This window comes from Blastococcus sp. HT6-30, assembly GCF_039729015.1.
In the GTDB taxonomy this organism is placed as follows: Bacteria; Actinomycetota; Actinomycetes; order Mycobacteriales; family Geodermatophilaceae; genus Blastococcus.
Window position 1 is genome coordinate 99,470 of record NZ_CP155792.1, and the last position, 12,452, is coordinate 111,921.

The 12,452-nt window shown below is 73.2% G+C and carries 10 protein-coding genes and 1 pseudogene; 5 read left to right on the plus strand and 6 right to left on the minus strand.

Features of this window, described 5'->3' with window-relative positions:
- The first annotated feature begins 67 nt into the window (after window positions 1-67).
- Entirely contained in the window at window positions 68-244 is a 177-nt protein-coding gene (locus ABC795_RS00475; RefSeq protein WP_347058820.1) for a hypothetical protein, read from the plus strand.
- Window positions 245-302: 58 nt separating this feature from the next.
- Here ABC795_RS00475 and ABC795_RS00480 read toward each other — a convergent pair whose 3' ends face one another.
- Together ABC795_RS00480 and ABC795_RS00485 are read right to left on the minus strand one after the other, a co-directional pair.
- Complete coding sequence (locus ABC795_RS00480) at window positions 303-2,174, minus strand: hydantoinase B/oxoprolinase family protein (protein WP_347058821.1); 1,872 nt, start codon at window positions 2,172-2,174, stop codon at window positions 303-305.
- Window positions 2,171-4,273, minus strand: coding sequence for a hydantoinase/oxoprolinase family protein (locus ABC795_RS00485; RefSeq protein WP_347058822.1), 2,103 nt, complete (start codon window positions 4,271-4,273; stop codon window positions 2,171-2,173). The genes ABC795_RS00480 and ABC795_RS00485 overlap by 4 nt, the downstream gene beginning before the upstream one ends.
- A 288-nt stretch (window positions 4,274-4,561) precedes the next feature.
- Between ABC795_RS00485 and ABC795_RS00490 the strand changes: the two are divergent.
- Window positions 4,562-5,128 (plus strand): annotated as a pseudogene (locus ABC795_RS00490) (hypothetical protein); the annotation flags it as partial.
- Here ABC795_RS00490 and ABC795_RS00495 read toward each other — a convergent pair.
- Window positions 5,129-5,692 carry a YetF domain-containing protein gene (locus ABC795_RS00495; protein WP_347058823.1) on the minus strand — a complete coding sequence of 188 codons (564 nt, stop codon included), beginning with the start codon at window positions 5,690-5,692 and terminating at the stop codon, window positions 5,129-5,131.
- 49 nt (window positions 5,693-5,741) lie between these two features.
- On the minus strand, window positions 5,742-6,158 hold the full coding sequence (locus ABC795_RS00500; RefSeq protein WP_347058824.1) for a MarR family winged helix-turn-helix transcriptional regulator: 417 nt from the start codon (window positions 6,156-6,158) through the stop codon (window positions 5,742-5,744).
- An 85-nt stretch (window positions 6,159-6,243) separates the two neighbouring features.
- Here ABC795_RS00500 and ABC795_RS00505 point away from each other — a divergent pair, with 85 nt between their 5' ends.
- Both ABC795_RS00505 and ABC795_RS00510 read left to right on the plus strand, forming a co-directional pair.
- Window positions 6,244-8,094, plus strand: coding sequence for an ABC transporter ATP-binding protein (locus ABC795_RS00505; RefSeq protein ID WP_347058825.1), 1,851 nt, complete (start codon window positions 6,244-6,246; stop codon window positions 8,092-8,094).
- Window positions 8,095-8,227: 133 nt separating this feature from the next.
- Window positions 8,228-9,307 carry an alkene reductase gene (locus tag ABC795_RS00510; RefSeq protein WP_347058826.1) on the plus strand — a complete coding sequence of 360 codons (1,080 nt, stop codon included), beginning with the start codon at window positions 8,228-8,230 and terminating at the stop codon, window positions 9,305-9,307.
- Between the two features lie 55 nt (window positions 9,308-9,362).
- Here the strand turns inward: ABC795_RS00510 and ABC795_RS00515 are convergent, their stop codons facing one another.
- Complete coding sequence (locus ABC795_RS00515; RefSeq protein ID WP_347058827.1) at window positions 9,363-10,571, minus strand: globin domain-containing protein; 1,209 nt, start codon at window positions 10,569-10,571, stop codon at window positions 9,363-9,365.
- Window positions 10,572-10,739: 168 nt separating this feature from the next.
- On the opposite strand from ABC795_RS00515, the gene ABC795_RS00520 reads away from it, so the two are divergent.
- Window positions 10,740-11,645, plus strand: a complete 906-nt coding sequence (locus ABC795_RS00520) for a diguanylate cyclase (RefSeq protein ID WP_347058828.1) — start codon at window positions 10,740-10,742, stop codon at window positions 11,643-11,645.
- Between the two features lie 105 nt (window positions 11,646-11,750).
- Here ABC795_RS00520 and ABC795_RS00525 read toward each other — a convergent pair whose 3' ends face one another.
- Window positions 11,751-12,392 carry an NAD(P)H-binding protein gene (locus ABC795_RS00525; RefSeq protein ID WP_347058829.1) on the minus strand — a complete coding sequence of 214 codons (642 nt, stop codon included), beginning with the start codon at window positions 12,390-12,392 and terminating at the stop codon, window positions 11,751-11,753.
- Between the last annotated feature and the right edge of the window lie 60 nt (window positions 12,393-12,452).

The following is a 12,452-nucleotide window of genomic DNA, read 5'->3' on the forward strand; positions in this document are numbered from 1 at the left end:
GTCGGCCGTGTGCCTGCCCACCGGCCGACGGGGGTAGGGAACGCGGATCCCAACCCGAGGAGGTCCCATGACCGAGGTGCCCGGCACCGACCGCGACCAGGCCCGCGAGAACGTGGACGAGCAGACCCCGCTCGTCCCCGACGACGTCGAGCGTGCCGACGACGAGGCCCGCCCGACGGGGGACGACGGCGTGACCGGCGACGACGCCAAGCCTGCGTCGGGGAGCACCGACCCCGTGACCTAGCCGGCGCGGTCGGTCTCTGCTTCCCATGCGAAGCAGAGACCGACCGTCCGCGGCAGGCCTACAGGACGTCGAACTCGTTGAAGGCCGCGCCGCCGGAGAGGGTGGCGTACCCCGGGCCGCGGTCGAAGAACGGCTCCTCGCCGGTCCGGGCGCCCCGCAGCTCCGCGCGCAGCGTCTCGGTGGCGGCCTCGTCGGCGGTGCCGTCCTCGCGGACCACCACGCCGTAGTCGTCCCGCGCGCCCTGGACCGACACCTTGCGCCAGGCGATGTCGCGCAGCACCTCCTCGACCGGCCGGTCCAGCGGGTCGCCCCAGCCGCCGCCGCCCGTCGTCCGGATCCGGACGACGGTGCCAGCCTTGAGCGGCTCGGCGTCGGCCAGCGCGTCCACCTCGTGCTCGTCCGGACCGCCCGGGTCGACGGTGATCTGGAACGGCCGCCCGGCCTTGCCGCCTCTGACGCCCCAGCAGGCGAGGATCGAGCGGTCGGCGATCGACATGAAGTGGGCGTCGCGCAGCACCCGGATGTGCTTCTCGTAGCCGCAGCCACCGCGGTAGCGCCCAGGGCCGCCGGAGTCCGTCGCCAGGCCGAGCCGCTCCACGCGGAGGGGGAAGCGGCCCTCGGTGAACTCGGTGGGCAGGTTCCGGGAGTCGGGGACGACGTGGATCGTGTCCTCGCCGTCGGCGTAGTAGCGCCCGCCCGAGCCGCCACCGAGCACCTCGCGCATCAGGTAGGGCTGCCCGTCGAAGTCCGTGCCGTAGACGCCGGTGTAGCGGATCGTCTCCTGGTCGGCGGGCATCCGGCCGCCGGTGGCCTTGGCGAGCACGCCCGCGAGGACGCCGAGCAGCCGCAGGATGACGAACGTCCGGGCGTTGGTCGGCGCCGGGAAGATCGGGGTGAGCAGCGTGCCCTTCTCGGGGAAGCGCATCTCGATCAGCGGGACGACGCCCTCGTTCACGTCGAGCTGGGCCATCCGCTCCGGGCTCTCGGCCAGGTTGCGCAGGATCGGCGCCAGCCACTTCTTCAGGAAGTTGCCGTCGGCGTAGTCGCCGCAGTGGTTGATCGGGCCCTTGGCCTGCGGGCCAGTGCCGGTGAAGTCGATGACCAGCGGGGTTTCCCTCGCCGAATCCATGGTCAGCGTGATCCGCTGGCGGTGCAGCTGCGGCTCCTCGACCCCGTCGTGCTCGGCGTAGTCCTCCCAGACGTAGGTGCCGTCGGGGATCTGCGACAGGATCTCGCGCCGGTAGATCTCGGTGGAGCCGTCCAGGATCGCGTCGAAGCAGGCCTCGACCGCGGCCACGCCGTACCGGTCGAACAACTCGCCCAGCCGCCGGGCGCCGGCCAGGCAGGCCGAGCACTCGGCGTCGAGGTCGGCGGCCAGCGAGTCGGGCATCCGCGAGTTGCGGGTCATGATCTTCAGCGCGCTCTCGTTGGGCACGCCGCGGTCCCACAGCTTGATCGGGGGGACCATCAGCCCCTCCTCGTACACGCTGGTCGCCGCGCTCGGCATCGAGCCGGGGACGGCCCCGCCGATGTCGTCGTGGTGGCCGAACGCCTGCACGAAGGCGACCACGCGCTCCGCGCCGTCCACGTGTGCGAACACCGGCACGGTGACGCAGAGGTCCGGCAGGTGGCCGATGCCCCCCTCGGACAGGTAGACGTCGTTGTGGAAGTAGACGTCCCCGGCGTTCATCGTCTCGATCGGGTAGTCGCGCACCACCGGGTGCACCAGCGCCGAGTACGAGCGGCCGGTGAGCTTGCGCAGCTGCCGGTCGTGGATGCCGGCCCGGAAGTCGTGGGCGTCGCGGATCATCGGCGAGCGCGAGGTCCGCCCGATGGAGGTCTCGACCTCCTTCTCGATCGCCGCGAGTGTGCCGGCGACGATCTCGACGAGAACCGGGTCGGCGGCGACGCTGCTGTCGGTGAGGCTCATCGGCCGGTCTCCTTCGTGAGCAGCAGGTCGCTCGTGGTCTCTCGCGTGAGGATGAGGTTCCCGTGGGCATCGACGGTGGCGGTGAAGCCGGGGTGCACCGGGACGGTCGAGCCGAACTCCTCGACGATCGCCGGGCCGTGCACGACGTCGCCGGGGGCGAGGCCGGGCCGGTCGTAGGTCGGGGTGTCCACCCAGTCGTCGAAGAAGACCGGGCGGGAACCGGTGACGGTGCGGTCCACGCCCCCCGGCTTCGCAGGCATTTCGACGAGGTCGGGACGGCGGATCGGCCCGATCCCGCTGACCCGGAGGTTCACCCACTCCACGGCCTGGCGCGGGTCGTCGGCGAAGTCGTAGCCGTAGAGCTGGCGGTGCGCGGCGTGGAATGCCTGTGCAACCGTGTCACTGCCCTCGGCGTCGAGTCGGCCGTCGGGCACGGGCACCCGCACCTCGAAGGCCTGGCCGACGTAGCGCAGGTCCGCCGTCCGCTGCATGCGCTGCTCGTCGCGGCCGAAGCCCTCGCCGTCCAGCGCCTCGCGGGCCTGGTCCTCCAGCGCGCCGTAGACCGAGCGCACCCGATCCAGGTCCAGGTCGAGGTGCTTGCTGACCACGGTCTGCACGTAGTCGTTGCGGACGTCCACGGTCAGCAGCCCGAACGCGCTCACGTTGCCCGGGTTCGGGGGAACCAGCGTGCGCGGCAGGTTGAGGATGTCCATCAGCCGGCAGGCCAGCAGCGAGCCCGAGCCGCCGAAGGTGGTGAGCGTGAAATCGCGGACGTCGAGACCCTTGGCCACGGTCACCTGGCGCAGCGCGTTCGCCTGGTTCCACGCGGAGATCTCCAGGATCCCGGTGGCGGTGCGCTCCAGCGTGAGGTCCAGCTTTCCACCGAGCTGCTCGAGGCCCGCGCGCGCCGCGTCCACCGACAGCGGGATCTCCCCGCCCAGCAGGTGCGGGGGGATGCGGCCGAGGACGACGTGCGCGTCGGTGACCGTCGGCTGGTCGCCGCCCGACGGGTAGCAGATCGGTCCGGGGTCCGCGCCGGCCGACTTCGGTCCCACCTTCAAGGTGCCCTCGGGGGACAGCCAGGCGATCGAGCCGCCGCCCGCACCGACGGTGACGACGTCGATCATCGGGATCTTCGACGGGTAGTCACCGACCGAGCCCTCGGTGGTCAGTGCCGGCTCGCCGTCGATGACGACGGTGACGTCGGTCGAGGTGCCCCCGCCGTCGCAGGTGAGCACGCGGTCGAACCCGGCGGTCCCCGCGATCAGCGCCGCGCCCAGGGCACCGGCCGCCGGGCCGGAGAGCATCGTGGTGATCGGCTGGTGCACCACCTCGGTCGCCGACAGGACGCCGCCGTTGCTCTTCATCACGTAGAACGGCACGCCCGGCGCGATCTCGTCCAGGCGGGTGCGGATGTTGGTGACGTAGGCGCCGACCTTGGGCTTGACCGCGGCGTCGACGAGCGTGGTCACCGAGCGCTCGTACTCCCGGTACTCCCGCAGCACCTGCGAGCTGATGCTCACCACGGCGCCAGGGTGCTCCGCGCGGATCAGCTCGAGCATCGCCCGCTCGTGGGCGTCGTTCGCGTAGGCGTGCAGGAAGCAGACGCCGATGGTGGTGATGCCGGCGTCGCGGAAGAAGCGGGCGGCCGCACGCGCGTCGTCCACGTCGAACGGGCGGACCTCGGCGCCGGTGTGATCCAGGCGACCGCGCACGGTGCGCACCAGGTCGGCCGGGACGATCCGCGGCGGCTTCACCCAGAAGTAGCTGTTGCCGTAGCCGTCGGGCACCGACTGGCGGGCGATCTCCAGCACCGACTCGTAGCCCTCGGTGGTGATGAAGCCGATCCGGTCCAGCTTGCCCTCGAGCAGCTGGTTGGTGGCGACCGTCGTCCCGTGGCTGACGGCCGTGACGGCGGACCCGTCCAGGCCCATGATGCCCAGGACCTTCCGGACCCCGTTCAGGAAGCCCTCCGCCGGATCGGCGGGCGTGGACGGCGTCTTGGTGGTGGTGGTCGCGCCGGTCTCCTCGTCCACCGCGACGACGTCGGTGAACGTCCCGCCGGTGTCGATGCCGATGCGGACCCGGCGCGCAGTCATGGGTGAAAGCTTAGCGCTGAGATACCTGCTCGGGAAGCACCGGCGTCGAGGTTCCGGCCCGCCGGTGCCCTGCGCCCCGGACCGCCCCTCCCGCCGCGCAAGGCGGCCGGCCGCTCGACCCGGACGGTGGCGAGCGGTTCCGACAGCCCGGGGCTCCGCCGTGCGCGGTCGCCCCGCGCTCCCTACCGTAGGTGGATGGACACCCGGGATCTGCTCGCCCTGCGCTCCGACGACCGCGCCGCCCTGCTCCTGGTCGGTCTGCGCGGCGACTGGTAGCCCTACTGCTGCGCCCAGGCGGTCCGCCTGGCCCGGTCGCTGCCCCGCCTCGCCGCCGCCGGCACCGAGGTCGTCCTCGCCTCGGTCGACCCGCCGGAGGTCCAGCTCGCGTTCGACCGCACCTGGCACGTCCCGTTCCGCTGGGCGAGCGACCCGGACGGTGCGCGGCTGGCCAAGCCGTTGGGTGCCTGGGACGAGGACGCCGCGATCTTCCGGCCGGTGGTCGTCGCCGTGGCCCCGGACGGCGCCGAGGTCTTCTCCGAGCTCTCCCGTGACTTCACCGACCGGACCGACGACGAACCGTTCCTGGCCGCGCTCGAGGGCCTGGGCCTTCCGGCGCTGCGGGAGCCCGCCCCGTGGGCGCCCGACGGCGTCGAGCCCCGCCCGTCGAAGCGTGCCTTCACGCCGGGCTCGTTCATCCCCTACTTCCGCGCCATCAAGTTCAACACGCTGGCGCTGGCCGACCGGATGCACGACGAGCGGGACCGGGCGGAGGTGCTCACCGAGAACCGGATGGCGGTGTCGTTCCTCGACGCCTTCGACGCCTGGCGCGCCGAGCACCCGCCGGAGCGGCAGTAGTCAGGACGACGTCGGCCGCCCGCCGGGCTCCTCCGCCCCGCAGAGGTGCTCGGCACCGGGCACGTCGGAGAACAGCCACGGGTCCAGCGGCTCCGACCGGCGCACCACGCTCACCGCCCCGGTGCGCTCGAGGACCACGCACCGCACCTCGGCGAGGTTGCGGATCCCGGCCAGCCGCAGTTTCTGGCGCAGCTCGTCCTCGGCGACGTGGGCGGCGCGCATGTTCTCCCGCAGCGGGGTGTCCCCGGCCATGAGCAGGACCGGCGGCCGGTTCATCAGCCGGTCGGCCCACCGGCTCTGCCGTAGCCGGGCGAGCGCGGTCTGGGTCGCGAACAGCGTGACCATGGCGACGGCGCCGGTGGCCAGCGTGGGGTCGAGCAGCAGCACCGTGCGACCGACGACCGCGCCGAGCGCGATGGCGCAGCCGAGGTCGAAGCTCGACATGGTGGCGAGGCTGCGCTGCCCCACCAGCCGGACGCAGAGCACCAGGAGCAGGTACATGGCCACGGTGGTCAGGACGACGAACCCGGCCGTTCCCGCGTCGATCCCCAGCTGATCCATCATCGGCCTCCCCGGACGGCGAACGGGTGCCCATTGTCGGCGCAGCGGAGGTTCAGTCGGCGAGCGCGCGCAGGATCCGGGTGAGCGCGGCCTGGTCTTCGGGCCCGAGGCGGCCGAAGAGCTCGGCGGAGTCGGCGGCCCGTGCGCGCCCGACCTCGTCGCGGACGCGCCGGCCCTCGGCGGTCGGGCGGAGGAGCACCGCCCGGCGGTCGCCCGGATCGGGGGTGCGCTCGACCAGGCCGCGCTCCTGCAGCCCGTCGGCCACCTCGGTCGCCGAGCGGGGGGCGATGTGCAGGGAGTCGGCGAGGTCGGACAGCCGGACGCCGTCGCGCGCGCAGATCACCCGCAGCGCCCGCGCCTGGTGCGGGGAGAGGTCCCAGGGAGCCAGAGCGTCCCGCCAGCGGCGGCGCTGGCTGCGGGCCACCCGCATCAGCAGGTCGCCCAGCTCGCCGGCCCCGTCATCCGCCACGGAGGAATGGTACCGACGGTCCTGAGGTTGGCGGACAGTGAGGTAACCTCAACGACCCACGGCGGGAGGTGGCGACATCAGCGGGATGATGATGACCGGTGGCCGGGGTGGCGGGCCCGGTGGTGGCGGCGGCAACGCCGGGCGGAAGCCCGACCCCGCCGACCGCGCCCAGCTCGAGCGCTCCCCGGTCCGGTGGAGCCGGGTGGCCACGCTCTTCCGGCCCTACCGGTGGCAGCTGGCCGTGGTGGTGGCCCTGATCGTGGCGTCCTCGGCCGTCGCGCTGGCCACCCCGTTCCTCATCCGGCTGGTCATCGACGAGGCGATCCCCGAGCAGGACGTTCCCCTGCTGCTGTGGGCCGTCGGCGGGATGCTCGCCGTCACCGTCGTCACGGCGGTCCTCGGCGTGGTGCAGACCTGGCTGTCCACCACCGTCGGGCAGCGGGTCATGCATGGTTTGCGGACGGCGGTCTTCACCCACCTGCAGCGCCAGTCGCTGGGCTTCTTCACCCGCACCAAGGGCGGTGAGGTGCAGTCCCGGCTGATGAACGACGTCGGCAGCATGCAGTCGGTGGTCACCTCGACGGCGACCTCCTTCGCATCGAGCGCCACCACGGTCATCGGCACGGTGGTCGCGATGGCCGTGCTGAGCTGGCGGCTGTCCCTGCTCTCGTTGGTGGTGCTGCCCCCGGCGGTCTGGCTCACCCGCCGGGTCGCCCGCATGCGGCGGGCGATCACCGCCCAGCGCCAGCGCCACCTGGCCGACCTGCACTCCCAGGTCGAGGAGGGCCTGAGCGTCAGCGGCGTGCTGCTGGGCAAGACGCTGGGCGCGGGGCCGGCGCAGTCGCAGCGGTTCGCCGGCACCTCGGAGTTCCTGGTCGACCTCGAGGTGCGCTCGCAGCTGGCCGGCCGCTGGCGCATGGCCACGATGAGCATCGTGTTCGCAGGCATCCCGGCGCTGATCTACCTGGCCGCGGGCCTGCCGGCGACCTCGGGCGGCATGACCATCGGCACCCTCGTCGCCTTCACGACCCTGCAGGGCGCGCTGTTCCGCCCGCTCATGCAGCTGCTGGACATCGGCGTCTCGCTCACCGCCTCGATGGCGCTGTTCAGCCGGGTGTTCGAGTACCTCGACCTGCCCGTCGACATCGCCGACCCCGCCGACCCGGTTCCGCTCGAGGCCACCGCCGTCCGCGGCGAGGTGCGGTTCGAGCACGTCGGCTTCCGCTACCCCGATGGGGCCCGCCCCGCGCTCTCCGACGTCGACGTGACCGTCCCCGCCGGCTCCACGCTCGCGCTGGTCGGCGAGACCGGCTCGGGCAAGAGCACGCTGGCCTCGCTGGTGGCCCGGCTCAACGACCCCACCACCGGGCGGGTGCTCATCGACGGGGTCGACGTGCGCGACGTGTCGCTGGCCGACCTCGCCCGCGTCGTCGGCGTCGTCTCGCAGGACACCTACCTGCTGCACGGCACCGTCCGGGAGAACCTGCTGCACGCCCGGCCGGAGGCCACCGACGCCGACCTGGTCGACGCCGCCCGCCGGGCGCAGGTGCACCAGGTCATCGCCGCGCTGCCCGACGGGTACGAGACGGTCGTCGGCGCCCGCGGGCACCGGTTCTCCGGCGGGGAGAAGCAGCGGCTGGCCATCGCCCGCACGCTGCTGCGCGATCCCCGGGTGCTCGTTCTCGACGAGGCGACCAGCGCCCTGGACAACGAGACGGAGCGGGCGGTGCAGGCGGCGCTCGACGAGGCCAGCCGCGGCCGCACGACGATCACGATCGCGCACCGGCTCTCCACGGTGCGCGACGCCGACCGGATCGTCGTCCTGGACGCCGGGCGGGTCGCCGAGCAGGGCACGCACGAGGAGCTCATGGCCCTCGGCGGCCGGTACGCCCGGCTGGCCGGCATCGCGCAGCGGGACGCCGTCCTCGCCGGCTGACCAGGCCTGCCCGGCCACCCTCGCCGGGCCGGCTGCAGTACCGCGAGGTGGAGGGCCTTCTCCGCGGACGGCGAGGGCGTGACGATCGCCGCACCGCGGAATCCCTGCCGCTCGGCGGGTGGTTGCGGTCGGCATGGACCTGTTCTCCCCTGTGCGGCTCGGTGACCTCGAGCTGGCCAACCGCGTCGTCATGGCCCCGCTGACCCGGATGCGCTCCGGCCGCGCCGGCATCCCCCGCGACATCGTCGTCGAACACTACGAGCAGCGGGCCGGCGTCGGCCTGATCATCACCGAGGGCACCTTCCCGAACGACGAGTCGCGCGCGTTCGCCGGCCAGCCGGGCATCGTCACCGACGAGCAGGCAGAGGGCTGGCGCAGGGTCGCCGACGCCGTCCACGCCCGCGGCGGCCGGATCGTCCTGCAGCTCATGCACGGCGGGCGGGTGTCCCACCCCGAGCTCACCGGCACCCGCGTGGTCGCACCGAGCGCGGTGGCCATCCGGGGCGAGGTGCACGTCGGCGGAGGTGTGAAGAAGGCGTTCCCGGTGCCGCACGCGCTCACCACCGAGGAGGCGCGCGCGACGATCGCCGACTTCGTCGCCGCCGCGAAGCGGGCCGTCGAGGCGGGGTTGGACGGCGTCGAGGTGCACTCGGCCAACGGCTACCTGCTGCACGAGTTCCTGTCGCCGGCCGCCAACCAGCGCGACGACGTCTACGGCGGGAGCCCGGAGAACCGCGCCCGCTTCGTCATCGAGGTGGCCACCGCCGTGGCCGAGGCGGTCGGGGCCGGCCGCGTCGGCCTCCGGATCTCCCCCGAGCACAACATCCAGGACGCCCTGGAGACCGACCGCGAGGACGTGCTCGCCACCTACGGCGCGCTGGTGGACGGGCTGCGCCCGCTCGGCCTCGCGTACCTGAGCGTGTTGCACGTGGAACCTGCCGGCGACCTGGTGCAGGAGCTGCGCCGCCGGTTCGGCGGTCCGCTGGTCGCGAACAGCGGCTTCGGTACCGTCACCACCCGGGACGAGGCCGTGGCGCTGATCGACGAGTCGCACGCCGAGGCCGTCGCCGTCGGGCGCCCCGTGCTGGCCAACCCCGACCTCGTCGAGCGGTGGCGGGGCGAGCACCCCGAGAACGAGCCCGACCCGCTGACCTTCTACGCGCCCGGGCCCGAGGGCTACGTCGACTACCCGTTCCTGGCCGCCGCCCGCTGACCCGCTCCGCTGCACCCGCCGGGGCCCAGGCTCCGGCGGGTGCGCGGCTCGGCGCTCAATCCAGGTCGGCCTGCCAGAGGTCAGGGCCGAACACCTCGTACTGGATGTCCTTCGCCGGAACGCCCTCGTCGATCAGCGCGCTGCGCAGCGCCTGCATGAACGGCAGCGGACCGCAGAGGTAGTAGACCGCGCCCCACGGCAGCTCGACGTCGGCGAGGTCCATCTGCCCGGCGTGCACCCCGGTGACCGGCAGCGAGCACTCGGCTCCCCGCTCGAACCAGACGTGCACCGAGGCCTTCGGCAGCTTCCCGAGGTCGCCGAGCACCTGCTGCCGCAGCGCCCAGGACTCCTCGTCCACGTCGGCGTGCCACAGCCGGACGTCGAGACCCGAACCCGCGTGCGCGAGGTGCGAGAGCATCCCGGCCATCGGCGTGATGCCGATGCCGGCACTGGCGAACACCACCGGCCGGCCGGAGTCGTCGAGGACGACGTCGCCGAAGGGGACCGACAGCTCCAGCCGGTCGCCGACGTCGACGGAGTCGTGCAGCAGGTTGGAGACCTCCCCGTCGGGCTTGTCGCCGCCGCGCACCCGCTTGACGGAGAACTGGCGGTGCTCGCCGTCGTCGGCCCGGGTGAGGCTGTACTGCCGGGGCTGGCGGACGCCGTCGGGCATGACCGGCCGCACGGTCACGTACTGGCCGGGCAACGACGTCTTGACCAGCCGGTCGTCGACCCGCCGCACCCGGAAGGTGACGACGTCGTCGGTCTCGGCGACCTTCTCGGTGACCTCCCACGGCCGCCAGACGGTGTCCGGCCGCACCCCGCGGGCGCTGTAGAGGCCGCGCTCCTGGTTGATCAGCGCGTTGGCCATCAACCAGTAGACCTCGTCCCAGGCGGCGGCCACCTCGGGTGTGACGGCGTCGCCGAGGACGTCGACGATCGCCCAGAACAGGTTGTCGTGGACGACCTGGTACTGCTCGGGCGTGATGCCAAGCGAGGTGTGCTTGTGCGCGATGCGGCTCATCAGGTGCTCCGGCAACCGGTCGGGGTGGTTGACCAGCGCGCTGGCGAAGACCGCGACCGAGCCGGCCAGCGCGATCTGCTGGGTGCCCTCGGCCTGGTTGCCCCGGTTGAACGTGCCGTCGAGCAGCTCCGGGTGCTCTCCGAACAGGTGCGCGTAGAAGCGCCGGGCGATCTCCTGGATGTTCTCCGCCACCACCGGCAGCGTCGCCTGGATGACGGGTGTGGACCTCTCGGAGAGCATGCGGGTTCCTTCCCCCTGGGCTGCGGCGTGCTGGTTCCGCGATCCACGTTAGGCAACCCGGGGTGGCGGGGCAGCCCCGGAAAGGGTCCGCGGAACGCCGCGGCGTCGTATGTTCGCAGCTCCGGGTGCGGAACGAATTCGTCTGATGACTGCCAGGAGTGAGGCCTGATGAAGGCGCAGGGAGGCTCGGCCCAGCAGGGCGAGGCCGGCCCTGCCCTGCTTGAGGTGCAGATGGCGCACGCCTTCGTGCAGGCGGTGGACGCGCTGCTGTGCATCATCGACGCCGAGGGCCGCATCGTGCTCGCCAACCCGGCACTGCAGCGCTTCACCGGCCGCGACGGCGACGCGCTGGTCGGCCGGCGGTTCATCGACGTGTGGGTGACCCCGGCCGACGTGCCGTACGCCGAGGACGCCGTGCGCCTGGCGATCGCGAGCGGGAAAGCTCACCCGCAGGAGGCCGACTGGATCGACGCCCGGGGCGAGCTGCGCCGGGTGGCCATGCGCAACACCGTCCTGCTCGACGACGACGGGCGGCCCTACGGGATCGCCTGCGTCGGCCTCGACGTCACCGACGACCGGGCGCGCGAAGCCCGGCTGCACGAGCAGACCCGGACCGACCTGCTCACCGGCGTGGCCAATCGGGGCGCGCTGTTCGACATGCTCGCCGTCCAGCTCGGATCGGGCGGCTGCGGGGTGCTGTTCTGCGACCTCGACGACTTCAAGACGGTCAACGACGAGTACGGGCACGGGGTCGGCGACCGGCTGCTCGCCGAGGCGGCCACCCGCCTGGTGGAGGTGGCCGGAACGGACCACCTGGTGGCGCGCTTCGGCGGCGACGAGTTCGTCATCCTCAGCCCCCGCAGCGACGAGCAGGAGCTCGCCGACCTCTCCCGCCGCGTCGTCGCCCGGCTCGGCGTGCCCTTCCCCGGGCCGGACGGACCGCTGGTCATCGGGGTCAGCGTGGGTCTGGCCGTCGGGCACCCCGACGAGGCGGCCGACGACGTGATCGCCCGCGCCGACCGCGCCATGTACGGGGCGAAGAGCTCCCAGCGCCGGCGGACCGCGCGCGCCTGACCGGGCCGATGTGTACCCGCGCCGCCGGCCGTACCGACGGCTGAACGGAGCTCCGCGCGAGGACCTGGACGACCCGGTCCCGGTGCACGCCCCGGGTCCCGCGGATCAGTAGGCGACGGTGAAACGCGCCCGGCGGTGGGCCGGCCGCTCGATCTCGTCGACCAGGGCGAGGGCGAAGTCTGCGCCGCCGATGAAGGAGTTGCCCTGCTCGTCGGTCAGCAGGACGTCGTCGCCCACCCGGTAGGTGCCCCGCGGCTCCCCGGGGGCGAAGGCGCCGTAGCCCGCCGGCGGGCAGAGGTAGAACCAGTCGAGGGTTTCGGTGGCCCGCAGGTCGTCCAGGGCCCCGGCCATCTCCAGGCTCTCGGGGCGGTAGTCGGCGGGGAACTCGGCGGTGTCGAACAGCAGCGGTCCCCCCTCGCTGACCTGCAGCGACCCGGCACCGCCGATGACGCCCAGCCGGACGCCGGCCCGCTCGGCGTCGGCGGCCAGGGCGGCGATGCCACCGCGCACGGAGCCGGCCATGTCCCCGCGGGGGGCGACGGCGACCACGATCACGTCGGCGGCCTCGACGGCGGCGCGGCGGGTGCCCTCGTCCAGCAGCGACCCCGCCACGTACTCGACGCCGTCGACCCGCTGGTCGGGGAGGCTCCGGCTGTAGGAGGTCACCGCGTGACCCCGCCGGGCCGCCTCGGCGACGAGCGCGCCGCCCGCGTAACCGGTTCCGCCGAACACGCCGATCCGTGCCATGTCGATTCCTCCGTGCTGCTCGAGTGGTCGTTCCGGGCGGGGCAACGGGCACCGATGGTT